Below are 26543 nucleotides of genomic sequence, written 5' to 3'. Positions count from 1 at the left end.
ACAACTCCATCTGAGAATTTTTTTGTCCCTCCTGCTGCAGCGGCGAGGCGCGAGACCAGAAAAGGCGTTCGAAATTCTTCTGGTGATTTGCCTGAACGGTTAATTTTGGCGCGGCTCGGGGCTGGGGGCGTTTGGCCCACAAGTGCAAGACAGGTCTGCCCAAAGCTAGATGGAAAACAAATTGATATAGACCTGCATAATGCCGAAGCTTTATCATCTCGATCCAGGCGGCCTTACTGTCAATTCGCCAGGGACCTCAACATCAACCCGCCAAGCGCCCTCCGCCCGATTAAGAAGCTCCAGAAGCACCGCATCGCCGGTTTCCGGACCGAGACTGGGATGCAGCTGACCACTATGGAGGCAGAGTTCGAGAAGCGCACAATTCCCCGCGAATTTGCGCAAACTGCCAACTCTCAAGTTTGCCGGGCCGCGCCAGGCATAAATTGAGTTTAGCGCGCGCTAAAAGTTTTAGCTATTCTCTTGGGGAAGCCTGATCCCCTATCATTAGTGTCACGGTGAGCAAAACCGCCCTACCGGGCGGTATAGTTCCTTTTGCCAGAGCGAACACTATTTATTCCGGCGCCGCAGCGAGGCTTTGATGAATACTGACCCTCCAGCATTCTGGGCCGCGAGAACCGGTTCTCGGTGGTTGCACCTCGCAAGACGCCAAGGGCTTTGCGTTTCCAGCGCTTCACCACGACGCCAGTATCGATTTCAACGCGAAACCACCAGGCGACAAAGGCCAGCGGGGGCCGATGTCGATGAGCCTCGCTCGTATCCGCAAGGCGAGATGACAGGTATTCATCTCCAGACTGGTTTTCCCCTCAAAAGTACCTTTGGTTACAGTGACTCGGGGTTGCCTAAAGTAAGAGCTTCGGCGCTATAGCGTGTGATAGCCTCGGCATCGGCAATGAGGGCTTGAGAAGACCGAGCATGTGGCGCGCCAATGCTCCGCAACGTTATCCGCCGGTGTGGCAGCGTCTAGCATCCGCGACCCTGCGGGCAGGCTATCCGAACGAACTGAGCTCGTCCGGCCCCCGCCCCGCACATGAAAGTCGCTAGTCTAGGTTAAGGAAAAAGGAGCCAGGATGAAGAGGTTTGAAGGAAAGGTCGCCCTTGTGACGGGCGGGCGCAGCGGAATTGGTCAAGCCACCGCCCGACGACTTCGGGATGAGGGTGCCCGCGTCTTCACGGCGCAGCGCGGCGAGGATCTGGAGTTCGAAGCGATCTCGATCGACTTATCGGCTCCGGCTGAGGCAGGTCGTGCTGTCGAGGCAGTGGTAGGGCAAACCGGGCGACTTGACGTCCTGGTGAACAACGCGGGAATGATGGAGGAAGTACGGATCGAGGATATGACCCTCGCGGATTGGGAGCGCACGATGGCCGTCAATCTGACCTCACCGTTAATGCTGATCAAAGCCGCCCTGCCCCACCTGCGGTCAGTGGGTGGTTCGATCGTGAATGTAGGCTCAATCGAGGGCCTGGGCTCCAATCCGAAGCATGCGGCCTACGGCACATCCAAAGCGGGCATCCACGCCCTCACCAGGGCAGTGGCGATCGACCATAGCCGTGAAGGCGTCCGTTGCAACGCGGTGGCACCGGGTTGGATCGATACCGACATCAATGTGGATTTCATTCAGAACCTGCCCGATCCAAAGGGATTTCGCCAAAAGGTCGGGAAGATCCATATGGTAGGCCGCACCGGGAAACCCGAGGAGGTCGCAAGCCTGATTGCCTGGCTGGCCTCGCCCGAAGCTTCTTTTGTCACCGGACAGGTGTGGACGATCGATGGCGGCCGGATGGCAATGCTGAGCCTGCCGCAGTAACGGCAGGAGTGCGCTTTCGAAGCACGCGCTGTCCTGGAACAGACGCCGCGAAGCGCAAACAGGAATATGCAATACCAGCGTTTTGAACGGGCGCACGAAATCCAGCATTCATTAAGATAAGATGCTTAATTGCCGCGAGCTTTGGCGAATACGGCGTGGTTTTTCTGGCGCGTCTCGATGCGATCTAACAGGAGGTAATTAAATGGTGTCGAATGTTGCTTTGGACGAGCGCCGGAACGCTGCGGTTGCGGCATCGGTCTCTCCGCCCTTTCCCATGTATGTCGAGCGGGCTCAAGGTGCAGAGATCTGGGACGTGGAGGGACGGCGCTATATCGACTTCCTGAGCGGCATGGGCGCTCTCGCGGTCGGACACTCGCATCCGAAGGTTGTCGCTGCCATTCAGGCCCAGCTTGCCAAGTTCAGCCACACCTTCTTTGGCACCGCTCCTTATGAGAGCTACCTTGCCGTGGCTGAGCGGCTGAACCAGCGTTGCAAGGTGGGCGGACGGGCCAAGACCCTGCTCGTCACGACCGGTGCCGAGGCGGTCGAGAATGCCGTCAAGATTGCCCGCGCCTACACCAAGCGGCGCGGCATCATTGTCTTTGGCGGCGCCTTTCACGGCCGCACGCTGCTGACGATGGCAATGACGGGAAAGGTAAATCCCTATAAGCAGTCGTTCGGACCGTTCCCGGGCAACATCTATCGCGCGCCTTACCCGGATCTCTATCGGGGTGTCAGCGTCGAGCACTGCCTTGTGGCCCTGGACACGCTGTTTGAATCCGAGATCGAGGCGAGTGCGGTCGCGGCGATCGTCATCGAGCCGCTTCTGGGCGAAGGCGGCTTCATTCCGGCGCCCGTCGAGTTCATGGCAGGTATCCGGCGCCTTTGCGATCAGCACGGCATCGTCCTCGTCGCCGACGAGGTGCAGTCCGGGCTGGGCAGAACCGGGCGCCTGTTTGCCATCGAGCATACCGGCATCGAGCCTGACCTGCTCTTGATGGCCAAGAGCCTGGCAGCCGGCATCCCGATTGCCGCGGTCGTCGGCAAGGCGCAGATCATGGATTCGGTTGCCTCAGGCGGACTGGGCGGCACCTACGCGGGCAACCCGCTGGCCTGTGCGGCCGCCTTGGCCGTGCTCGATGTGCTGGAGGAGGAGAATCTGATTGGCCGCGCCAATGAGATCGGCGAGCGTCTCACGGCCGGCTTGCAGCGCATCCAGAAGAAGCGAAACCGCACCGTGATTGGCGACATCCGTGGGCTGGGCTCGATGATCGGCGCCGAACTGGTCGAAGATGGAGAAACCCGCAAGCCGGCACGCGCGCTCACCGCCAGGGTCATCAAGGAAGCAGCCAGCCGCGGCCTGCTGCTGGCATCGGCCGGCCGCCACTTCAACGTCATCCGCTTCCTTGTGCCGCTGGTCCTGACGGATGCGCAGGTCGACGAGGCGCTGGGCATCATCGACGAATCGATCGACGTCGCGCTCGAGAGCGAGCTTGCTCCGGCAAAGGCAGCAGCTCAGGCCAGGTGAGAACCCATGAACTTTGCTGATCCCTCAGAGGCCCTTGCACTGGCAAGCGAATTCCGTCGTGCACCGTTCGGGCACCACAGCCCGAACCTGCAGAAGCTGCTGCGCACCTTTCGCAGTGTCCCCATCGCCGGAAAACACGCCTTGCTGACAATCCGGCCCAATCGGAGTTGGATGCTTGTCACCCTCACGGGAATCCCCGGCCGTCCCATGACAAAACATGAGGACATCATCTTTGAGGACCTGGCGGAGGCGGAGTGGTACGTGTTCCGGCAACGCTGGCGTCAACATTTCGGAACTGAGCTTGCCGACGGAGCCGAAGCATGAGAACGCTGGCGGGTTATACAAACATCATGAGCGCCAAGCCGGGCGACACCGTTGAATTCAAGGTCAGTTCGCACGGTCCCTCGGCCACCTTCTCGGCCCGGCTGGTACGGCTCATCACCACTGAAGAGCATCCGCGCACCGCCGGTTTGATCGAACGTGACGTCGATGCGGCCTTCAACGGGGAATATCCCGCCCGACGGCAGCCAATCCACACCGGGTCCTATGGCTATGTCGAGCATGCGACCGCTTTTTCCGGATTAGAGGACTTCACCTTCCAGACCTGGCTCTGGCCAACCCTGCTCGGGGCCAGACGTCAAACTATCGCCGGCACTTGGGACGAGAGCCGCAGCTTGGGTTTTGCGCTCGAGATCGACGAGACAGGTCGACTAACGTTCTTGTTGGGCGATGGTCAAGGGAACGTGTCCACTGCCAATTTGCCTACGTCCTTGCTCGAGCGGCGGTGGGTCTTCGTTGCGGCCAGCTACAGTGCAAAAGACCGCACCGTTGTCCTACACCAGAGTCCCCGCTGTGATATCGGTGATCTCGGCTCCGCGGAGACCCGTAAGTTTGATATTGCTGCCTTTCAGGGGAACGGTGGGCAAAGACATTTCTTAATCGCTGCCCACAAAGCCACTGGTGACAATGGCCTGCTTTTGGCAGGCGGGCACTACAACGGAAAGATCGATTCCCCTAGGCTTCACGCCTGCGCCCTTTCGGTTGAGGAGATGGCCTCGCTTGGCAGCGGCGCCGCAGTCGAGCGGCTCAACGAGTGCGTTTCGGCCGCTTGGGATTTCAGCATCGATCAGGGCTCGGACGGCTTCAAGGATGTTTCGGGCAATGGGCTGGACGGCCGCCTGGTCAACATGCCTGCCCGGGCTATGAAAGGTTACAACTGGACCGGGCAATTCCATGACTGGCGAACCGCGCCACATGAATATGGTGCCATCCATTTTCACGACGACGATCTCTATGACGCCGGCTGGGCGACCGACTTTGCCTTCACGATCCCGAGCGGCCTGGAAAGCGGCGTTTATGCCGCGCGCCTGGACGCTCCGGATGCAAGTCCGGCCTATGTGGTCTTCTTCGTACGGCCGCCGAAGGGCCAGGCCACTTCCGATGTCGTCTACCTGGCCTCGACGGCGACCTACATGGCTTATGCCAACCAGTCGCTCATCGCACGCGATCCGCTCGACGAGATGAGCATGGGTAGCCTTCTGATTTTCGGCGAAGATGACGTTTTCCTCGACGAGAACCCGGAATACGGAAAGTCGCTCTACGATCTCCACACCGACGGAAGCGGCGTTTGTTATTCCTCGCGTCTGCGACCGATCCTGAACATGTCCCCGAATGCAAAATACTGGTCGTTCGGTGATGGGTACCTGACAGGGTGGCTGGATGCTCTAGGCATCAACGCAGACGTCATCACCGACGAAGACCTCCATAACGAAGGCGAAAGCATTCTCGCACCCTATCGTGTCGTCTTGACGGGATGCCACCCCGAATACGTCTCTTTGGCAATGTGGGATGCGTTGAAGACCCATCTCGGCCGCGGCGGACGTTTGATGTATCTCGGCGGCAACGGCTTCTATTGGCGAACCGCCTTTCATCCAACCCTGCCTGGATTGATCGAGGTCCGCCGCGCTGAAGACGGTTCCCGCGCATGGTCGGCCGAAGCGGGCGAATATTTCATGAGCACGACTGGCGAATACGGCGGGATGTGGCGTCGCCAGGACCGAACCCCCAACCAACTGGTCGGAATTGGCTTTTGCGCTCAAGGTTTCATGTCAGGTTCATATTACCAGTGGAGCCCAGCCAGCTCGGATCCACGTGTCGATTTCGTCTTCAACGGCGTCAACAAAGGTTCCAAGTTCGGCGATTACGGCCTGTCTGGCAATGGCGCGGCCGGACAGGAACTGGACCGCTACGATCCAGCCCTTGGATCCCCGAAGCACGCTGTCGTTATAGCCACGTCGATCGGTCATACCGATAACATGGTTCTTGCCAAGGAAGAGTTCGGCGCGATGCATTGGATGATTGGCGGGACCGAGAATAAGAACGTTCGGTCAGACATCGTCTTTTTTGAAACCTCAGGCGGCGGAGCCGTGTTCTCGGTTGGGTCCATTTCCTGGGCCATGAGCCTGCCCATCGATGATTATGACAACGACGTCTCGCGCGTCACGCGGAACGTGCTCGAGCGCTTCCGGGATTCCAAGCCGTTTCGTTACTCGGCTACGCCGGCGGGTAGCGGTTGTGTGTGACGAGTTCTGCAAGAAGGGGCGGCCATGAAGCTGGTCTTTCGGCTTGCAGCAGGCGAGCTTCTTGTGCTCGCGTAGATCGGCGGGCGGCTACGGACGAGTCAGCGTGTTGCGTCCGGCAGCAGTTTACCCCGACGGATGAGAATGTCGTTGAGGCTACACGCAACGCCATGGCGGTGGTGCGGGATCTGTCGCCCAAGTCGACCGCATGATTGTCGTCAACCAGATGCATCTGAAGGCGGTCGCCGATGCCAGGATTCAAGACCAACAAGATCGATGCGAGTTCTTGAACTGCTCCATCCCAGCGGCTTCTGCCGGAGGTCGGGGTTCCCGAAGAGCGGACTGAGCGGTGACGCCGCCTCGTGGCGCGACATAACCGACGTCGTGCGGCATTCGCACGCGAGTAGAGAACGAGAATGCCGAGCGTACTCACGAGCTCATTGTTCGGCATTGGCGGCCCCTCGGCCAGCGCGGTAGACGCCGGAACAGCTCACATGAAAAACCCGAAATCATTGGTCGATGTGTTCCGGCCTTCAGGTGGCGCCTCGTTCCGCTCCAGACTGGCGCTGTGCTCGAAGCGTCAAGTGTCTACGACCGGCGAATAGGACTTGAGCACCCAAAGCGAGGCGGCCCTTTGGACTCCGAAACAAGTTCTTTGGGTCCAACTCGAGAACTCAGAGCCGTCGGCTAAACGCGGCAGAGCAAAGGAAATGGCCTAACGCCCGCTATTCACACCGTTGACCGCTCCCCACCAAGGCATTGCGCGTTATGCGTGCTTCGAACTCACCGTGACAGGTTTGTGTCACCACGAGCCCGAAATACTGATCAAGGAGCGTGAGCACGCGCTGCGTGTGGTTCCGGAGCTTCGCTAGCCCATACATCTTTACGACATATTCCGCCAAGAATTGGAGAGCGCTCTCTTCATCTCCCCCCTGGAAGACAAACGGGTCTGAGATTCGCTGCACAGTTACCTCATCGAATTGCGCAGCAGCGAACAGGTCGAGAACCTCGCCCGCGGTAAAATGAGGATAGGCATGTGGGGTCACGGAATGAGACGACACCACATCAGCGAACCAGCGGGCGGTAGGGGAGCCTTCTTCAAAGTCATGGAGAACGAAGATACCACCGGGCCGGAGAATTCGCGCAGCCGCCCGGACGGCAGTGGCGCGCTCAGCGCGCGGGATGTGGTGTGTGCCGTAAGCCATCAGCACACCATCCACCGAACCATCTTTTATCCAGAACGGATCGGTCGCGCCCTGCCAAATCGAAAACAGGCCGTCTCGGATGCAGCGGTCCACCATGAACTGTGAGACGTCCGAGTTGATGAAACTTGGGCACCGCGCCGCACCCAAGAGCTGGTGCGCTACCTTGTTTACGTAGCCGTCACCGGCGAGGAGATCGCAGAAGATCAGTGATGAACACAGTCCGTCGCGACCCTGGGGGTGCATTTTTCCCAGCAGATCCATCACACCCTCCGATCGCGCCAGGAGGGACAGCTGGATGCTATCGAGGTAATCCGAACCACGCCCTTCCGGGGTGAACTCGTTGCGCGACAGTTTGGCAAGCCGGTCGAATGATTCGCTGGCGATTCGGGGCTTGATAGCCTTGAAGGCGACCGGGTTTATTTTTTTCAACTGGGAGAGATGCGAATCTAAATTACTGGGCAACACGGCGTTCTCCTGGTAACCAGATGCTGGCAAGCAAATCGATAGAAGCTGCCCCCTGCCGGAAGACAACATGAACCTAGAGCTTGCGGACTCTGGTTTTGTAGTAACTGTTTCGGGATAGAATGTACTATTATTGCAGAGCTACTACGTATTTTACCAACTCTATTTGGACAGTGAGTATCCACTCCTACAGGCGACTTATTTTCTTATGATAGCAGTATCCGACCGCCATTGACTTGAGCGCGATCCCGACGCCATTCGCTGCAGACAGAAATTTATTACCTTGGCCTCCGCATCAATGAGATTTTACTGAGTCTCGAACTCTCACACAGAACTCAAATGGCATTGACGTCCAAGAAATATCCTCTCGACAACATCATAAGCGCCCACCAGCATTAAATGTGCGAAGATGCTGCAACATAGTTATAAATTTTCAATAACCTTTCGCGAAGGAAGGGTGGCGAAATTCGATCAGCCCGACAGCTGCAGATACCATGCCTTGGAATCAGATTTTGGCTCGCTCGGCGCGTTGATTTGCTCGGAGGCAGCGATGCGGGGGGAGGCTCCTTTCTGGGAAATTGACGAGCGATATGTCCGGCTGAGCGAGGCCGGCGATTCGAAGCTAAACTCGGGGTTCCTAAAGGACTCTGCGAGGCACACCCCCTTCCACTGGATAAGTGAATCGCAAACGTCACCAATGTGCCATGGCCGCCCTCAACGCCAGAGCGGGGGTGTACTGGCCGGTCTCTCTTAGAAGTTTCTGCCAGAACCGTGGGACAAATCCGATACTCCTCGAATGCGACTGAATACAGGACCCGAATGCCCGTCTTCGCCAGAGTTGGCGAGATTCGCGTCGGAGATCGCGCGGGCGAAGTGCCGGACGATGGGGCCAGTGACGGAATGGGGTTAAGCCGTATCCAATTACACGGGCTTCCAACGCCGATCAGTCCCAATCCCCCGATCCGTCGCATCCAGCCAACTACTTGCAACGAAACTGTTAAATATATTCTCACGAACTTTGCGGTTCCTAATTTCCGACAATGGTAAGTTCACCGCACAAGTAGAGGTCACGCGAAGGATAATGCCGGAAACATTCGAAGGCCCCACAGCACACAATGGAGGAATACAGTTAGATGGCGACGAGAGCACTTATCCTGGTCGAAGGCGATCCAACGCCTTCCGGTGTCCTCTTCATTCAAGCGGCCGAGAGTCTCGGGCTTCATCCGATTACCCTTTCGTCAGACCCGTCTCAGTATGATTATCTTAAGACGGAAGGATACGAGGCAATCTGTGTCGATACAGACAATATCGATGCGCTAATCCGAGAATGTTCCCGCCTTAGCGAGACCTATGACATTGCCGGCATCACATGCTCTTTGGAGGCATCCTACGCGACAGTTGGCAAGCTGTGCCGCAATTTCGATCTTCCGGGACCGAACCCCACATCGATTGAACGGTGTCGCGACAAATTCGTTCAACGTCAGGTCCTCGCTAACGCCGGCATTCCAGTACCTGTCTATCGCTTGTCAGCTAATGCGGCAGACGTGGCTAGCTGTGCCGCGGAGATAGGCATGCCGGTGGTTCTTAAGCCAGCCGTGGGCGCCGGCAGCAGCGGTGTTCGACTGTGCCGCGACGCTGATGAGGTGGCCAGACATACGTCGTATCTGTTGGGCGGGAAGCACCAATGGCGGTCTCCGCCAAAGATACTGGTCGAGGAATTCGCTCAAGGCCCCCATTATAGCATTGAAACTATGGGGAACGAGGTGATTGGAATTGGAAGTGTTGACTTCGGCCCTCCGCCTCATTTCGTCAGTCGTGAGTACATCTATCCGGCCGCGCTGACTGTTGGCCAGCAAAAGCGTATAGCCGGCATTTCGCGGAGCTGTTTGCGTGTTCTCGGCCTTGGATGGGGGGCAGCTAACATTGATCTACGATGGACGAAGCGTGGCCCAGTCGTCATCGAAGTCAATCCGCGTCTTGGTGGCACGCCCGCTCCCCAGCTTCTGCAGCAGGCTTACGGTGTCGATATTGTCATGCAGCATATCAAGCTCGTCATCGGCGAGGACTGGGATTCGAGCAGAAGGCATTCGCAGGTTGCGGCCGCTAGGTACGTAGTTCCTGACCGCGATGGCACCCTCGATTGGATCAATGGCGAAGCCCAGGCCGCCGCTATGTTAGGTGTCATCGAGGTGAAACTTTACGCCAAACCCAAGTCGACAATCATTTTACAAGGCGACTATCGGGACAAGATCGGACATGTCATCGCCGCTTCGCCCAGCCGAGCTCAGACCATGGCTATACTCAATTGTGCCGTCGATTTAATCACTTGGTCGGTTAAATCACTTCCGGCTTGAGAGAAGAGAAACAACTTCTGATTCTTTCTGCTTCAGCGTGAATCAAGAGGCGGCCGTCGGTCGAACATGGGCACATTGTTTTATCGGAGGGGAGTGGGGTGGGGAGCAGTGGTGGATCGGCACCCCGCGGATCACGCGGAGAGCTGGTGAACCGGCCGGCTCTGCCATTCCCGTCCACATCCCCCCGGGACGGCAGAGAGCAGGTCCGCCGAGCGTCAAGAGTTCCACCAGATACTCGCCTACGCTCATGCTGCTCGCGTCCATCGAGGCGATCTTGGCGGGAAGCGGCGCTGCTACCTGGGCGATCAGCTTCGGATCGAACGATCCGGCCTGGTCACGCGGATCGAAGCTGCATCTTCGAGGTGCCCGTCAGCACGGCATGCTCGACCATTCCTGGCGGTCTGGCAGCCCCCGATCCGCTGTTCGTCGGCAAAGCGCGCTCTACCTCTCGCCACCCAATAGGGCGCTCGTGCTCAGCGTCAGAAGCGCCAGATTCAGTATTCGACCGTGAGCAGCCCGTGCTGCCGGTGATGCCGGGCATCCCCGAGTGCCGGACACGTAGCTATGGCCTGCACGGCGCACCTCGCTGTTTACAGCGCTCGACGTCGCCTCTGGCTACGTTATGGCAAGTGCTACAAACGTAACCGGGCCATCGAGTTCCTGGACTTCCTGAAGCAGGGGCCGGTATGCCGCCGGACCTTGACGTCCACACGTCATGGATGGCTACGCGACCTATAAAAACGCGCGCTGTTAGGTCGTGTCTGGCGCGACTGCCTCGTCGTCCACTTCACGCCGACATCGGCATCGCTGGGTTGCCGAACCCATGCCATTCGGGCATAGCTGGTAATATTTACGCCCCACTGCACGCACAACGATCCGGTTGGTTACGATTTCAGGTATCGAACCATACGAGTGAGATCTGTGTCCCAACGTATCAATTTCGCTCGAGGAGTACCCCCCGAGGAGGCCTTTCCCCGCGCGCAGTTGCAGCTCTGTGTACAAGCGCTGGCGTCCGGTCGGGACGTTGTGGCCTTTCAATATGGCCCCGCGCAGGGGCCGCTTCCGCTAAGGGAATGGCTCGCTGACTATCATGATGCCGACGTTGCAAACGTGATGGCAGCTGACGGTTCTGTCGCACTGTTCGACCTTTTGTGCCGTATATGGGTGAAGCCGGGCCAAACTGTGCTTATCGAGGAGCCCTGCTACGATCGCGTGGTCCACCTGCTGCGCTGCTACGGTGCAAACATTATCGCCATTCCGATGGAGGCCGATGGACCGGACCTCGAGTTGTTAACCGACGCCGCGCAGGGCGGGCCGGTCTTTATGTATACGGTTCCGGATTTTCAGAATCCCACAGGCACAGTGTGGTCGACTGCGAAGCGCCAGCATCTCGTCGACTTGGCGAGGACTCATGGTTTCCGCGTTGTAGAAGACAGCCCGTACCGCCTTCTCCGCTACAAGGGCGCGCAGGAGCCATCGATCGCCGATCTCGGCCGCGACGTGACGGTCCAGCTCAATTCCTTCTCGAAGGTCATCGCGCCGGGTCTTCGGGCCGCCTATCTTATTGCGCCGCCTGAAACCATCACCGCGGCAGCCAAGGTGGCCGAGAGCACCTATGTCACACCCGGTAACTTCGCTCTGTCGGTTGTTGGCGAGTGGCTCCGCCGTGGATTTTTGAACGGTCAGGTAGCCGCGCTAAGGCGGCTCTACGCGCCGCGTCTGGAAGCGATGATTTCAGCACTTGATGAGTTCATGCCTGATCATCGCTATGTGCGGCCCGAAGGTGGCTTCTTTGTCGGCGTCACATTGCTGCATTCGGTCGATGATGCACGAGTGCGAAAGCAAGCCAGCGAGGCGGGTGTCGATCTTGCCAATGGAGACGGCTTTTTCGTCGAGAAGCCCTCAGCGACTTTTTTCAGGTTACCGTTCTGCTCAATGGACGAAGCTACCGTGCGCAGAGGCGTTCAGGTCATCTCCGAGATTATCCAGGACGGCGATGCAACAGAATAGAATGACGGAGACTTCGCAGTTTGCATCTACGAGCCGGCATGAGCTGAGTACTTGCGAAGTCGCGACGACGCAGCGACTTACTATCTGCCCTCTCGCGAAAGCAGCTTACGAAGGTTCCAACTAGCAAGGGTGGCCCAATTGCCAATGAGTGAGCAGGAAATCCTCGACCGCGGTGCGGCGATTGGGGTCAGCACATGGTCGGATGCATTAGACGAGCTTGGTATTAATGGGATCATCCAAGGAATTACGCGACGGAGCGGCAGCGGCCGTATAATTGGCTTCGCGATTACAGCACGCGAGTTGACTGGAACGCTGGGCGATTTCGAGAAAGCGGACTTCGCAGTTGGCCAGCTGATTGAATCGACTGCGCCTGGCAGGGTGTTGATGGTCGACATGGGGGGGGCCCCAATTTCGACAATGGGCGGGCTGGCCGCGCTCGCAGCGAAGAAGCGACATGCGACAGCCGTCGTGATTGACGGTGCCTGCCGGGACCTTGATGAAATACGTGCAACGGGGCTTTGGCTCTCCAGCCGGTGGGTTACACCCACCACCGGGAAAACGCGGCTGAAGCTTCTTCCTCTCGGGTGCGACATCACGATTGGAGGTGTTTCTGTGTGCCAAGGAGACCTTGTGATCGGTGATGACACGGGGATCGTCACAGTGCCGCGTGCCCTCGTGGAAGAGAGCTTAACGAAAGCAGAAACTATCGTGGCTATTGACGAGCAAGTGGGACGGCGCATTCGCGCCGGCGAGAGCTTTGGCTCAGCTGCGGCGAACGCCGGATACATTCCAGCTCGAACGGCCTGAGCGTCTTGAGGATACCGGCAGTTTGGCCCCTTCTCAGATCGACCCTGCGACGTCCCGTTGCGCAGGATCCGGCTGCGAATTAAAGGTCAAGCCTGCCCTGTGTTCCGAGCCGAGACCGGACTGTTTTCGGCGCTTATTGTGGGGCTTGGGTGCAGGACCTTGCCTTGAGTGCACTTCAGGATGTCGTGCTTGGCATCGGAAACGACGCAGCGGAACCGGGCTGCGGATCGGCTCCGCCTTGGCGGGGATCAACGCATCAATGCCGCGGTTCTCGAAAGCGGCGAACATCTTCGCATAGGCATAGCCGGCATCGGCAGTGACGGTTCGCACGGCCAAGCCCATCGTCCTCTCAGCGGCATCGATCCGCTCCACGATCAGCTGCCCCTCGTTGATCTCGCCGGTAGTCACCACAATATCGAGAACCACGCCGCGCACATCATCGACAACAGCATGCTGCTTGTAGGGCGGCTCGAGCCGGCGATTGCGGGCGTTTGTCGCCATGGTGGCATCCGGGTCGGTGACGCAGACCTTCTTGAACTTGCCGGTTTTGCGGCTCTTCCTCGCCTCCGCATTCTCGTTCGCCGCACTCACCGCCTCCATATGACGAACCGCCAGGCTGTCCCAGCTCACGTCGGTCCGGATCAGCCAAGCCTCGAGATGGACGATCTCGCCCTTGGCGATCTTGGCGGCGATACAGGCCTGCACCGTACGCTGAAAGATCCGGCGAAACCGTTCTTCGCCCCAGCGCTAGCGGATGCGTGTCAGGGAAGAATGATCTGGAAGTGCTTGATGCAGTCCATAGCCGACGAACCACCGGATCTCGATGTTGACCTGGGCCTCGCGCATCAGCCGGGCGGTCGAGGACGATCCCAAGCGGGAAACCCGCAAGCATTAGACGGATCGCAACCTCAGGGTCTATTCCCGGGCGGCCGTTGTCGTCGCGATAGAGATCCGCGACCTCGCCGCGCAGCCACGACAGGTCAAGCACGATCGACCTTGGCCAGAATATGATCATCAGGGATGAGCTGTCGCAGCGAGCCAGTCATGAACAGTTCGAATTGATCTCGTTCTTTCCGACCCAGCATCGCGAATCCTCCACCGAATCAAGATTGATCAATTGAATCAGTAGGGAAGGACTTTCTCAACAGCCCCATACCGACGTTGCCGAGGCAGTCGAGATGACGAACAATTCATGATCTCATGATCTCGGCATGACTGATATCTGAAACGTGGCGGACAGCCTACGTCCAGACGCGCATCGTGTCATAAATGACGTGGTTCCGCAGACGACCGACGACCCATCGACTAGTAATTAGTCGAAAGTGGTGCGGACGCGCCGACGCATAACGGACAGCAGGCTTACCCCTCGTACAAGCAGAAAAAAATGATAAGCGGCCCAAAGCCCGTGGTTGCCGAATACCTGCCCGAATGCGAACACAGCCATGATAAAGGCTACGAAAGATAAGAGCATCATATTGCGCATGTCGCGCGACCATGTAGCCCCTATGAAGACGCCGCTCATCTGGAAGGCCAGCACGCCGCTCGGTGCAGCGAAGACCGCCCAAGGAAGATAGAAAATCGCCTCTGCACGCACGTCCGCGGCCGTTGTTATGGCATCGACGAACTGTTCGCCAAACACGAAGCACAGAGCGCTCGTAAAGACCGCAAGAGCGAATCCCCAGCCGGTAGTCAGTCTGACAGCACGCAAGAAATCCCGCTGGTCACCTACCCCGATTGCACGACCACCAAGTTGCTGTGCAGCGGTCGCGAACCCACCGAGAAAATATTCTGCGAAAAGTAAAAAATGGATCAGCACGGCATTGGCAGCAAAGGTTAACGTGCTTAGCTGCGCGCTCTGCCGCATGAAAACGAAGTATGCTCCCATAAGGGCGAAGGACCGGATCATGATGTCGCCGCTGAGGTGAAGCGTTCGGGCTACCGCCGCGCTGTTGAACGTGTGCTGGGCCGAGATTCTCGGCATCGCCCGGAAGCGCCCAAGGAGGATAGCTATTCCGGCAGTCATCGTGGCGAATTCAGCACACGTCGTTCCCCAGCCAATGCCAGCAATACCCCATCCGAGATGAACGCCTAAACAGGTCGAAAACGCAATGTTCAACCCGTTGAGGAGGAGTTGCAGCAAAAATGCGATGCTGGCCTCACCACGACCCAAGAGGTAGCCGAGGGTTGCATAGTTGATAAGCGCCGCAGGAGCCGAGATAAGGCGTATGCGAATGTAAAGATCCATCGCGGCGGTCAGGGCCGGTTCCGCGTTCATAAACCATTTGCTCATGGCGGAAATCAAAGGCCCAGCAAGCACCAGAGCGAAGCCGCTGATGGCGGCAATGACAAGTGCGCGCAAAAAGACCGCACGCTCCTCCACGGCGTCCCCCTCCCCGAGGGCTTGCGCGACAAGACCGGTGACGCTCGAGCGCAGGAAACTAAAGGTCGAAAAGATAACATCGAAAACCACCGCCCCGGCGGCAAGACCGCCAAACAATGCGGCATCCCCGAAGCGGCCGATCACCATCGCGTCGACAAGGCCGACTAGGGGCGTTGTAAGAGATGCGAGCGTCATGGGAATGGCGATCGCGAGGATCTGTCGGTTGGTGACCCGGAATGGCCTGCAGTCGAGGATCGGTGCTTTCTGTTCCACGCCGTCTCTCAGTTAGCAAGGCGCTTCGTCAGGCAAGCCCGAATTGCCGTGGCCGATCCGATCGTGTCTCTTTGTTGGCATTAGGACTAACCAGGAGATGATTTCTTCCTGCGAAACCGGTCGCGTGCAGGATCGCCGCACAGACCGGCCGACGATGATCCGGATCATCGGGGCCAGTTGTTGATCGGTCACATCGAGCGGGACTATCGGCGAATCAGGCGCTGATTGCGACCCATGCTGGGCTCCAAGCTTGGCGCCACAAGGTCCGCCTTCGACCCGTGTCAAACCGTCGTCGAGCAATTCACGATTCTCGCAGCCTGACCCGCAGTGACATTCGGCGACGCTGACTTTCACCTGGCACCGAGATGGGGGGCGGGAGATTGTTCCTGTTGCCCAACCATGGGAAATGGTTTGCTCGACCGACTGCATGCTTTGTGCGAGCACAGATGGATAAAGCGGCGGCGGCGGCAGATCCGGTGGGCTTTCACTGATGGCCTTCACTGACGATTGACCTCTCTCAGGCAGGATTGGCGATATCTTTGCCATTGCTTTTCGCCTTCCTTAGCGTGCGAGGCGGTAGTCTGAGCCGTCACGCCATCGAATTTGCCGTGCGGGTGAATGTATCATTGTGAGCGGATGCCAGTTGCAAAGATTCTGTAAAATTGGTTGTACGTACTGTCGCGATGTTCTACTGGCCTGTGTCCGGCGTATTCGCCTCGCCTCAAATGTGATCGATATCCTGACCCCGCTTACGAGGGCACTTAAAGCGCGTCGCCTTTAAAGCTTCCTGTCCTGCATTGCAGGTGGGAGTTTGACTTCACGTCGCGTGTCGTGTGGCCTGCGAGGCCCCGGCCATCGAGAAGGGGGTGACCGTACATACGCTACGGCATTCGTTCGCGCCTCACCTGCTTGGACATTCGCATCCTTCAGGTGCTCCTTGGCCATCGCAGCTTGGCGTCGACAACACTCTACGCTCGGGTCTCGACAGACAGGATCCGTCAGTCCTTTCGACCAGTTGCAAGTCAAAGCGATGCCGCCCGGTTGATCGGCATCGATGCGCTCCGCCTTGGCGGACGTATTCCGTCGCCACGGCGCGGCGTGGCCTATCGGCAAGCACGGGCCGGCCATCTTGGTCGCGTCGAGCGTCGGGTCATGGCTGCGATCGACGCCTGCCGCACCTCAGCGCTCGGCGGCCATCTCGAAACCTGTGATGACTGCGGTGTTCAGCGCCCCGTCTACAACTCCGTCCGCAACCGGCACTCCCCCAAGTGTCAGGCCTGGCGCTACCCGACTGCCTCGCCCAGCGCTAGCCGCAGCCGCTCCGCGCGGCGTATTTGGCAAGACGGCCGCCGTCGGGAGGATAACTCCGGCAGGCCGAAGACGGGCCACCGTCAAAATGTCTTCGTCATGCCAGGGCGTGTTTTCTCCATTGATGGGCACAAAGGCAGGAAGACTGGAAAAATCTATCCTCAGGGAGCCGCGCTTCCGGCTTAGAGAGGGCGGGCACAGCGTCCTCAAGATCTATGATGATGGCATCAGCGCCGGAACAGCCGCTTTTGCGAAGCGTTCCGGACGATCCCCGGGCACAAACAGCGGTACCTGAGCATCACGACCAGAGCGCCTCCGCGTTCATGGCCACCCGGCCATCCGGGCGCGCGGTCCAGAGTTTCATTTTCCCGTCTTCCTTCGATGCATGCAGGTCTATGGGTGCGTCATCAAAGAGCGGTGAAGCAGCGCGGAAAAGAAATTTCGACGGGCGCTTTCCCTTCAATTCGGCCGCGTAGTTCAATAGCAGCGTCGCCTGCAGTGGCGCCTGAATGACAAGACCGGGATAATGCTCGACCTCCAGGGCGTAGTGGCGGTCATAGTGGATGCGATGCGCGTTGAAAGTGAGCGCCGAATAGCGAAAGAGCAGCGGCGCGGAGACAGCAACCCGCCGGCGATGTACTCCCGTGGCGGCTGATTCGGCCCCCGACCGGTTCGAAGCCTCCTGGGCAGTGTTAGCCTCTCGATAGACGATCGTCTGGGTCTCCTCGATCGCGACTGTGCCCGCTACGCTAGATTTATGCTCCAGCGTCACAAAGCAGAGCATTCCGGTCCGGCCTTGCTTGATCGCCACGTCGGTAACGCGCGACACCCGCTGGACCTGTGCGCCCACGCGCAAGGCTCTGGAGAAGGTGAGACCGCTGGCGGCCCACATGCGTCGCGGCAGCGGGATGGGGGGCAGGAAACCGCCCTTTTCCGGATGGCCGTCCTCAGCAAGCAGGCTTGTTGCGACGGCCGGTGGAGAAAGGCAATAATTGATAAGGAGCGGCGCGACATCGCCCAGAGACGGGATCACGCCCTCAATATCGAAAGCTGCATTGAACCTTCGCACCAGCTCGGGCGAAATGGTGTCAGATGTGCTTTCCTCACGGCCGATCCACGTGCGAAGCCGCTCGATATCCAAGGGCGGCGGTTCCCGCATAAATGGGCGCTCTCCTGTGTGCGATCTGCTAAATCCATCGGAAGACAGCCACGTCACTCCAACGTCCTTTGTTGCCGCTGACCAATTTAGGATGGGCGTTCTCGGAACTCGGCAACAGGGCTTGCTATGGAAAAGTAGCTATGCCCCTTTGCTATAAGACGCTGCGGCCATCGTCGAGGATTGAGACTTTACTAAGACTTCCCACCATGCGGCCGTCTTCGACGGCCTTGCGGAGTTGAATGCGTACACGACGGGCAAGCTCGCGCATGGCAAGCGTGGTTGGCCTATGGAGCGAAAAGGCAAGCATGAAGCGTTGAGTGAGATTGGGCTCGACCAACTTCCTATAACTGAATTCAGGAGTAGTGATCTCGGAAGTGATTACGCCGCGCGGGAGCACAGTCAGTCCATGTCCGTCCCGAACTAGTTTCTTGAGCGGCGCCAGAGCATCGATCTCCGCTTTGATGTCAAGCTCAAGGCCAAGCCGTTGCATGGCGCTATCCAATTCACGGCGTAAGCCGTGGTTCCGACCAACGAGCAGGAGTGGCAAACCGACCAACTCACGAGTCGGGAAGCTTTCAGCGTCGCGGGCAATCGCGTCGATGTCCTTTCTTCGACCGAACAGCAGCAGATCGACCTCGAGCAACGGGTCCATCCGCATATAGGGCGCCTTGCGCGCATTGTTGATGATGGCCATGTCGACGCGGCCGGCGGCCAGCCACTCATTGATGAAGCCAGAGAAGCCGTCCACCAAATGGAGCTTCACCTGCGGATAATGCGCTAAGAAGTCGCCCACTATCTCCGCGCCGATCGCAGCACTCATGGACGGCGGCATGCCGAAGACGATGTCGCCGGCGGGAACCTTGGCGGCGGCGACCAGGTCCGATCTGACCTGATCAAGCTCCCGCAGCACCGGCACGATGGCAGAATAGAACTGAGTTCCTTCCTCGGTGACGCGAATTCCGCGACCGTGGCGATAAAAGAGCTGCACTCCTAGCTCGTCCTCAAGCTGCCTGATCTGGCGACTGAGGGCTGGCTGCGCGACGCCAATGATGCTCGAGGCCTTCGAGAGAGCGCCTGCTTCCGTGACTGTCACGAAATACCTTAACTGCCGCAGTTCCAAAGAATCGGACTCCGATCGGGTCGCGAGCTTTGTCCTAGGCGACCATGCCTCTTTGCTATATCTCAGAAAGAGCTCACGGTTAATACGCGATTGGTGGGTCTGTCGTGCGGCTTGCGAAATTCTTAGGCACTTGGGAAAGGCATGCGCCGAGCGCGAGCCCCGCGCACTCCCCGTTGGGCTCAGGAATAATCGGATGAGAGCAGGCTGCCGATGCGGTTGGCTGCGGCAGTAAGCCTCGGCAGGATCTTGGCGAGCTGCCGCCGCTTGTCCCCAGCCATGCGCAGCATCAGGCTGCTGAGCGCGATGTATTCACTGGCGACTGATGGCACAGGGACCGCAACGGCCCAGATTCGCGACTGGTAGACCTCGTCCAAGTAAGCTTGCTCGGCAAACGCGTAGCCATCGCGACGGACGTCTTCGAGCTTTTCCGGGAGTTTCGCGAGAAGCATGGGATTGGTGTCCCAACGGGACGAACTCTTCGCTCGCGCCAGCGCCTGACGGCGTTCCTCCGCAGGCATGCGCGAAAGCGTCACAAGGCCGACGCCAGTCGCAACCAGCGGTATGCGTGCGCCGATCCGACCAGGAATCGATAATCCTAGCGCGGCGCGGTTGGAATAGGCGATTATCATCGCGTCGCCATCGAAAACCGCCAGATTGGAAGGCCAGCCGATCTCTACGTGTAACTGCTCCACCACAGGGATCGCAAGTTCGACCAGGCGATGGTGAGTGTCATATCCCCGGCTAAGCGCAAGGGTCTTTCCCGTCACCTTGTAGGTTGCCTTCGCAGCTTGGCGATATACGTAGCCCCCCTCAAGCAGCGTTTCAACGAGGCGGACCACGGTTGGCTGCGGCAAGTTGCAAAGGTTTGCAATGTCCGTAGCCGCGATTGGTCCATGCTCGCTGATGGCTCGCAGCACCGCCAGTCCCCTTTGCACAGCTCTCACCGGCTCAAAAACTGACATTGGGCTCTTGATCCTAATTGCATCCTCCCGATCGCCTAACCGATGGCCCCGACTAGGTCCAGCCACTTATTCCGCAGCCTGCGCGCGAACCGCCGGCGAGAGCGCAGTGGCTATAATGTCACCTTGCTCCAGCTCGTGCCGGTCGATGGCCCCCCCGGCTGCCGCCGCCATGGCCGGCCGGCCAGCATAAGCGAGGGGCCGGTCAGGCGCCATTTCGGCCAAGCGATCGCGCATGAAAGACCATGCCCCTTGGTTGGAAGGCTCCTCCTGGCACCAGACGATTGAAACACCTCGAAATCGCTGCAAGGCTCCGTCGAGGGCTTCGGTGGGGAAGGGATAGAGCTGTTCGACCCGGACCAGCACGACGTCGTTGACGCGCTCCTGCGCCATTGCAGCCTTGAGGGCGTAGGCGATCTTCCCCGAACACAGCACCACCTTGCTACACGTCGAGGCGGAATGTGGCTCGACGATCACTGGCTGGAAAGACGTTCCATCGCCAATTTCATCGAGCCCCGAAACGCAATCGCGTAAGCGCAACAGCGACTTCGGCGCTATCAGAAACAGCGGTTTGCGGATCGGGCCGCGGACCTGCCGGCGATAGAGGTGGAACAGATTTGCCGGTGTCGATGGGTTTGCCACTACAAGATTGCCACCGGCGCAGGATTGAAGGATGCGTTCGATGCGGGCCGAAGAATGATCCGGACCCTGGCCTTCGAGCCCGTGAGGCAGAGCAATGATGAGGCCCGAACTCATACGCCACTTCGCCTCGGCCGTCACAATGAACTGGTCGACGACCACCTGGGCGCCATTCAGGAAGTCGCCGAACTGTGCTTCCCAAATCACCAGACGCGCGGGGTCAGCCAAACTCATGCCATACTCAAAGCTCAGCACGCCATATTCGATCAACGGCGAATTCACTGCGTCAAACCTCGCGTCGTCTCGCGCCAAGCCAGCAAGGGGCATCACTTTCTGACCGGTGCGTCGGTCGTGCAAGGCCAAATGACGTTGCGTGAACGTGCCTCTGACGCTGTCCTGTCCGCTCAGCCGCACCGATGTGCCTTCATCCAGAAGGGATCCAAATGCCAGAGCCTCGGCGGTGGCGAAGTTGAAGCCGCTGTTCCGCTCGATCGTCTCCAGCCGCGCCGTCAGGAAGTTGCGTATCTTCGGGTCGGCTTCGAAGCCGTCGCGGACGGTACTCATGCGCCGAGCCAGGTCCAGCAGGCGATCGCGCGCGACGCCGGTCACGATGCCGAATGGGAGCGGGCCGGCAGGCTGCGGCGGGGCAAAAATATCGGTCTGGCGCTCCGGTTCGCTGTTACCCACCTGGTCATAGGTCGCATAGGCCCGGTCGAGCGCCGAATGGAACGCGCTGCGCTTCGCCTCCGCCATATCGAAGGCTGTGGCCGAGGCGGCCCTGACACGATCCGAATGCAATTGCTTGAGGGTCGGCCGGTCGTCGACCTTGGCCCAGGTCAGTGGCTGCGTGAAGCGCGGTTCGTCAAGCTCGTTATGGCCGTTACGGCGGTAGCAGACCAGATTAATGATGGCGTCCTTTCCGGTCGCATTGCGCCAAGCGACGGCAACGCGGGTGACCGCGGCAGCAGCGATTGGATCTTCGCCGTTTACGTGGAATATCGGCACGCCAAAGGATTTGCCGATATCGCTCGGATGCGGCGACGAACGCCCCTCGGATGGGAGGGTCGTGAACCCGATCTGATTGTTCACGATAAGATGGACAGTGCCCCCGACACTGTAACCGGCGAGAGCCGAAAGCTGCAGCAACTCCCAGACAAGACCCTGACCAGCAAAGGCCGCATCGGTGTGCATCAGGAATGGCAGCACCTGGGACGCACCGTTCATGCCAGCATTCTGCTTTGCTCTCTGCTCCTGCCTTGCACGCGCCACCCCTACGGCCACGGGTGCCACGACGATCAGATGGGATGGGTGCGGCAGAAGACGGACGACCACTTGGCCTGCGTCGGTGTCGATCTCTGTCGCCAATCCGTTGTGGTAAGGCACGTCGCCTGTAAACGTTCCATCACCGTCGGTCATGTCTCGCCCTTTGATCTCGGCAATCAGCGCCGGAAGCGACTTGCCGAGCACGGTAGCAAGTATCGCCAGTCGGCCCCGGTGCATGCCACCGATGACCACCTCCTTGACGCCTGACTTGGCCGCACAGCGAAAGATCTCGCTAGCGATGACGGCCGATGACTCCGCCCCCTCTATGCCGAAACGTTTTTTCGTCGGCCACTTGGTCCTTATGAAATGTTCGAATTCGTCGGCCAGCATGACGGCTTCGAGTGTGCGCGCATACGCGTCCTGGTCAGCCTTGCTGAGGATCTCTCGCTCGAAGCGCTCGTAAATCCATGTGCGTTCACCAGCATCCATCATATGGCTGGCCTCAAGGCTTGCCGTGCCACAATAGATTGAGCCGAGGGTGTCGATCGCCTGTGCTTTCGGCAGGCTCACTTCCTCGCCGGCTAGCGTTAAGGCAACGCACTCCTCGCCGCCTTCAACAGCGTTCAGTTCCGGGGCGAGGCTGGGAGCACTCATTTCTAGTGGATCGAGGCGGGCTTGTCGGTGTCCATAGGTCCTGAACAATTCGGCTATGCGGTCGCCACTGTCGCCGCTGGCCTGGGCTGGCGCTTCTAGCACGGCGAGCTTCACCCGCCAATCGGCCGGCACCGACGCTGGGTCCTTCAAGAAGCGTGCGTACAAATCCAGGAAGAAGGCGCTGTCGCCACCGAGGGGCAAGGTCATAAATGCTCTCTAAAGGCTCGTTCAGTTATCGCCGAACGAATAGATAGTGTCGAGAAAAAGTCTCGAATTTTTGGATAGCAAATTCATAGAATGAATAAAATAAGCTATATTCCTTGATGGAGCTGTCGTTTCCAGCAAGAGGTGGGGGGAACTTGACGAGGAAAAGCCGCGATGTACGAACTTCTTAACGGGGTGCGGGTGATCGAAGGGGCGTCCTTCATCGCCGCTCCCCTTTGCGCCCTCTCGCTTGCCCAGCTGGGCGCCGAGGTCATTCGCTTCGACGCGGTTGGCGGGGGGCCGGATTTTCATCGTTGGCCACGCTCTCGCGGCGGCGGCAGCTTCTATTGGGAAGGTCTTAACAAGTCCAAGAAATCCATTGCCCTCAATCTCGCGGACCCCCGGGGGCGCGAGATTGCCGCAGCTCTGGTAACGGCTCCGGGTGAAGGCGGCGGCATATTCGTCACCAACTATCCGGTGGCCGGGTTCCTGTCGCATGATCGGTTAGCAAAGCGCCGACCTGACCTGATTACGGCGCGCATAATGGGCCATGCGGACGGCGGCAACGCTGTCGATTATACTGTCAATTGCGCCATGGGCGTCCCGCTGATCACCGGCCCAGCCGAGAAGCCCAATGATCCTGTCAATCACGTTTTGCCGGCCTGGGACCTGTTGGCAGGGTCGACTGCGGCGACCAGCGTCCTTGCGGCGCTGATCCACCGTCGTGCGTGCGGCTTGGGCCAGGAGATCCGAGTGCCGCTTAGCGACATCGCCGCCGCCACACTCGGCACCTTGGGTCAGGTGGCCGAGGTGGTTGTAAGCGGACAGGATCGTCCGAAGATTGGCAATGACCTCTTCGGAGCCTTCGGCCGCGATTTTGTCACGGAAGATGGACAGCGGCTCATGATCGTTGCGATTACCAGTCGGCAATGGAGTGGGCTGGTGAAGGCCCTTGGCATCGATGATGGAGTCGCTACGCTCGAGGCTGAGCTGGGTGTCTCGTTCGCACAGGACGAGGGGCTGCGCTATGAGTACCGCGATCGCCTGGACGCGTTGGTCGAATACGCCGTTTCAACGAGCTCGGCCGCTTACCTGACGGCTCGTCTCGACGAAGCCGGCGCATGCTGGGGGCCGTATCGCACATTGTCGGAAGCGGTCGTCAAGGAGAAATCCTTCCTGCCGGAAGGCAGGTTATTCACGCAGGTGGATCACGTCAGCGGACACACTTATCCAACGCCCGGCTATCCCGCGACCTTTGGGGCACTTCAGCGCAAAACGCCGGTACGGGCCCCAAAGCTCGGGGAGCATACGGAAGAGGTGCTGGCTTGCGTGCTCGCCTTGCCCGGCCACGAGATTGCCGCCTTGCATGACAGCGGCGTCGTCCAGAGTCCCGGAGCACATGCGTGACGGCCTATCCTCCCAAGTTCGCTTCAGGTGCTGCCCTTATAGTGTTGGCGAACGATGCCGTAACCGCAGCCGAGCGCTACGTCGCTGGTATCCGCGAAAGGATCGAAGTTCTGGTTGCTCCCCAGGGCAAGCTGGATTCGGGCTCACTTGATCAGTTTCAGCGCGCGGCGCACGGTCTTGCGTGGCTCGCAACATCAGTGGCTACCCTCAATGCTGTTGCTGCCTGGGGTGCCCGGCATCTGCAAGAAGGCAGCTTGCAGCGTGGCGACGAACTCGTGATCGCCATCGGGTTCGGCGAGTATCTGGGCCAGCTGGTGGGGGGGCTGCCAATGAGTCAAAACGAGATCCTGCGCCCCGCCGACCTTGGAGCGGCCGACGAGGCGTTGGCCCTCCAGCGCCATCCCACGGTCCGGTCCTTCATGGTTCATGGCAATTCTGCCGCGCACCGTAAGGAACTTGTCTCTTTGGCGGCTCAGGGAGAAGCCGTGACCGAAACGCTTGGTAACAGTGATCTCGACATGATCCGGCTCGAGATGCGACGCTTCGCTAACGAGCGCATCTTGCCCAATGCCCATGGCTGGCACCTCAGGGACGAGTTAGTCCCGGACGAGATCGTCGCTCAGATGGCGCAGCTCGGCGTGTTCGGCGTCTGTATAGATCCCGCATTCGGCGGATTGGGCCTTGGCAAACTCGCCATGTGTGTTGTGACCGAAGAGCTGAGCCGGGCCTGGATTGCCGCCGGCTCGCTCGGCACGCGTTCGGAGATCGCCGGTGAACTGATTGCAGCTGCCGGAACGCCTGAGCAGAAGCAGCGCTGGCTTTCCCGAATTGCCTCCGGAGAAATCTTGCCGACCGCAGTGTTCACCGAGCCGGACACCGGATCTGATCTGGCCAGTCTGAAGACCCGGGCGGTCAAAACGCCCGATGGCGGCTGGGTCATCCAAGGCAACAAGACCTGGATAACGCACGCTTCGCGCAGCGACCTGATGACGGTACTGGCCCGCACCAATCCCGCCTCGACAGGCCATGATGGACTTTCAATGCTGGTTGTTGAAAAGGCACGCGGGAGTCGGGACGAACCTTTTCCGTCTTCCGGCATCAGTGGAGGCGAGATCGAGGTCCTCGGCTATCGGGGGATGCGCGAATATGACATTGCTTTTGACGGCTTCGTCGTCCCGCCCGGCGGCCTACTCGGTGAGGTGGAAGGCCTAGGCTTCCGTCAATTGATGCGAACCTTCGAGGGCGCGCGCATCCAGACCGCGGCCCGCGCCGTTGGCGTTGCGCATCGCGCGTTCGAGTTAGGATTGCGCTATGCGCTCGAGCGCAAGCAATTCAGCCGATCGATCGTCGCCTTCCCGCGGGTCCACGACAAACTCGCTATGATGATCACCGAGACGGTGATGGCCCGAGAGATGACGTATTTTGCCGCTCGCCAGAAGGACCTCAGTGCACGCTGCGACATCGAGGCTGGCATGGCCAAGCTACTCGCTGCCCGCGTTGCTTGGTCAAACGCCGATACCGCGCTCCAAATCCACGGCGGTAATGGCTACGCTCTGGAATACGAAATCTCGCGTGTCCTCTGCGACGCTCGCATCCTGAACATCTTCGAAGGCGCTGCCGAAATCCAAGCCCACGTCATCGCCCGGGGCATGCTCCAACCGCGGTCCCGGGACCCGCGCTAGCAGGCATGCTCGTTGATACGTTTCTGTCGGCTATAGCGGGTTGTCCACGAATTGGCTCATCACTGAGCCACAGAGCGGCCGGCCAAGGATGATCGGCAGCGAGTGCACTTCGAACGCCATCCTCTCCTGGGTGGATCAGAACCGCACCCAATGGCATAAGTCGCGTCCAGCAGGACCAGGCAGAGAGGTTCGACGGCCGACTGCACGATGAATCACTCAAAGAGATGCTGTCTACTTTGTTAGCAGCTCAGCGGCGCCTCGTCGTTGCCCTTGGCGCGCCGACTACAACACCGCCCACTCCCAATCGGTTGGTAGACACCGGCCGAGTTCGCCACCACCTTCCAATCCGCTATGCCAAACGCTCCGCGCCAGCACTGCTCGCATTATCGCTCAGCAGGAAACAACCCGCGCCGGAAAAAACGCAAATTGGGTAGAAGCTGGAAACTGGGCTTAACATATAAGCTACGTGCGTCGGTTCCGCCAATCCCTGAACGCGAGCTAAGTTCGACGCGGCGGAATCTATGAGAACGTGCCTCAAACAATGTCTCAAAAGACCGCGCGCGGATTCACTCGCCGGGCATATCTTGAACGATCGCGTCCTCTTTCGGTAGCAGTATGTAGGACACGTTCGTTCAGAACTCCCCGTCTCCGACCCTGACCGCATAACCTGCCAATGAGACTGTTGTGAAATTCGAGGCTGGTGCGCGCATAGCGCGCGCCAGCT

General features: G+C 59.2%; 16 protein-coding genes and 3 pseudogenes. 11 read left to right on the top strand and 8 right to left on the bottom strand.

All coding sequences use genetic code 11. The annotated features are described in order from the left end of the window. Window positions 1-1088 precede the first annotated feature (1088 nt). The 4 genes from ACVMIM_RS12150 (at window position 1089) to ACVMIM_RS12135 (ending at window position 5936) form a co-directional block, all read left to right on the top strand. Complete coding sequence (locus ACVMIM_RS12150) at window positions 1089-1826, top strand: SDR family NAD(P)-dependent oxidoreductase (protein WP_476112174.1); 738 nt, start codon at window positions 1089-1091, stop codon at window positions 1824-1826. A 202-nt stretch (window positions 1827-2028) separates the two neighbouring features. Then, complete coding sequence (gabT, locus tag ACVMIM_RS12145; RefSeq protein ID WP_476112172.1) at window positions 2029-3354, top strand: 4-aminobutyrate--2-oxoglutarate transaminase; 1326 nt, start codon at window positions 2029-2031, stop codon at window positions 3352-3354. Between the two features lie 6 nt (window positions 3355-3360). Further along, window positions 3361-3678, top strand: coding sequence for a N,N-dimethylformamidase alpha subunit family protein (locus tag ACVMIM_RS12140; RefSeq protein ID WP_476112050.1), 318 nt, complete (start codon window positions 3361-3363; stop codon window positions 3676-3678). After that, window positions 3675-5936, top strand: coding sequence for a N,N-dimethylformamidase beta subunit family domain-containing protein (locus tag ACVMIM_RS12135; protein ID WP_476112170.1), 2262 nt, complete (start codon window positions 3675-3677; stop codon window positions 5934-5936). Before ACVMIM_RS12140 ends, ACVMIM_RS12135 begins: the two co-directional genes overlap by 4 nt. Window positions 5937-6658: 722 nt before the next feature. Here the strand turns inward: ACVMIM_RS12135 and ACVMIM_RS12130 are convergent. Continuing rightward, a complete protein-coding gene (locus ACVMIM_RS12130; protein WP_476112168.1) occupies window positions 6659-7603 on the bottom strand; it encodes a methyltransferase domain-containing protein in 945 nt (314 codons plus the stop codon). A gap of 1130 nt (window positions 7604-8733) precedes the next feature. Between ACVMIM_RS12130 and ACVMIM_RS12125 the strand changes: the two genes are divergently transcribed. From ACVMIM_RS12125 to ACVMIM_RS12110, 4 genes and pseudogenes are all read left to right on the top strand, one after another. Next, window positions 8734-9954 (top strand): ATP-grasp domain-containing protein, encoded by a 1221-nt coding sequence (locus ACVMIM_RS12125; protein ID WP_476112166.1) that lies wholly within the window; start codon window positions 8734-8736, stop codon window positions 9952-9954. A 421-nt stretch (window positions 9955-10375) separates the two neighbouring features. Then, window positions 10376-10761: pseudogene (locus ACVMIM_RS12120) on the top strand (transposase); the annotation flags it as partial. Window positions 10762-10875: 114 nt separating this feature from the next. Continuing rightward, window positions 10876-11964 (top strand): aminotransferase-like domain-containing protein, encoded by a 1089-nt coding sequence (locus ACVMIM_RS12115; RefSeq protein WP_476112164.1) that lies wholly within the window; start codon window positions 10876-10878, stop codon window positions 11962-11964. Window positions 11965-12108: 144 nt separating this feature from the next. Further along, a complete protein-coding gene (locus ACVMIM_RS12110; RefSeq protein ID WP_476112162.1) occupies window positions 12109-12771 on the top strand; it encodes an RraA family protein in 663 nt (220 codons plus the stop codon). Window positions 12772-12917: 146 nt separating this feature from the next. On the opposite strand, the pseudogene ACVMIM_RS12105 reads toward ACVMIM_RS12110, so the two are convergent. From ACVMIM_RS12105 to ACVMIM_RS12095, 3 genes and pseudogenes are all read right to left on the bottom strand, one after another. After that, window positions 12918-13856: pseudogene (locus ACVMIM_RS12105) on the bottom strand (transposase); the annotation flags it as partial. A 227-nt stretch (window positions 13857-14083) separates the two neighbouring features. Further along, entirely contained in the window at window positions 14084-15424 is a 1341-nt protein-coding gene (locus ACVMIM_RS12100; protein ID WP_476112160.1) for an MATE family efflux transporter, read from the bottom strand. A 12-nt stretch (window positions 15425-15436) separates the two neighbouring features. Then, window positions 15437-15970: a hypothetical protein gene (locus ACVMIM_RS12095; RefSeq protein ID WP_476112158.1), complete on the bottom strand. Its 534-nt coding sequence runs from the start codon at window positions 15968-15970 to the stop codon at window positions 15437-15439. A 508-nt stretch (window positions 15971-16478) separates the two neighbouring features. On the opposite strand from ACVMIM_RS12095, the pseudogene ACVMIM_RS12090 reads away from it, so the two are divergent. Further along, window positions 16479-16699, top strand: a pseudogene (locus ACVMIM_RS12090) (transposase zinc-binding domain-containing protein); the annotation flags it as partial. Between the two features lie 331 nt (window positions 16700-17030). On the opposite strand, the gene ACVMIM_RS12085 reads toward ACVMIM_RS12090, so the two are convergent. The 4 genes from ACVMIM_RS12085 to ACVMIM_RS12070 form a co-directional block, all read right to left on the bottom strand. Next, window positions 17031-17891, bottom strand: a complete 861-nt coding sequence (locus ACVMIM_RS12085) for an HTD2 family dehydratase (RefSeq protein ID WP_476112156.1) — start codon at window positions 17889-17891, stop codon at window positions 17031-17033. A gap of 151 nt (window positions 17892-18042) precedes the next feature. Then, window positions 18043-19011, bottom strand: a complete 969-nt coding sequence (locus ACVMIM_RS12080; RefSeq protein WP_476112154.1) for a LysR family transcriptional regulator — start codon at window positions 19009-19011, stop codon at window positions 18043-18045. A gap of 179 nt (window positions 19012-19190) precedes the next feature. Then, a complete protein-coding gene (locus tag ACVMIM_RS12075; RefSeq protein ID WP_476112153.1) occupies window positions 19191-19973 on the bottom strand; it encodes an IclR family transcriptional regulator in 783 nt (260 codons plus the stop codon). A gap of 66 nt (window positions 19974-20039) precedes the next feature. Next, a complete protein-coding gene (locus ACVMIM_RS12070; RefSeq protein WP_476112151.1) occupies window positions 20040-22733 on the bottom strand; it encodes a 2-oxoglutarate dehydrogenase E1 component in 2694 nt (897 codons plus the stop codon). A 171-nt stretch (window positions 22734-22904) separates the two neighbouring features. Between ACVMIM_RS12070 and ACVMIM_RS12065 the strand changes: the two genes are divergently transcribed. Continuing rightward, complete coding sequence (locus ACVMIM_RS12065; protein ID WP_476112149.1) at window positions 22905-24137, top strand: CoA transferase; 1233 nt, start codon at window positions 22905-22907, stop codon at window positions 24135-24137. Continuing rightward, window positions 24134-25819: an acyl-CoA dehydrogenase family protein gene (locus tag ACVMIM_RS12060; RefSeq protein WP_476112148.1), complete on the top strand. Its 1686-nt coding sequence runs from the start codon at window positions 24134-24136 to the stop codon at window positions 25817-25819. Before ACVMIM_RS12065 ends, ACVMIM_RS12060 begins: the two co-directional genes overlap by 4 nt. Window positions 25820-26543: the final 724 nt, after the last annotated feature.

It is taken from the genome of Mesorhizobium sp. USDA 4413 (assembly GCF_056280365.1).
Note: the sequence above shows the minus strand (reverse complement) of the source record. Positions and strands in the feature narration are given on the sequence as shown.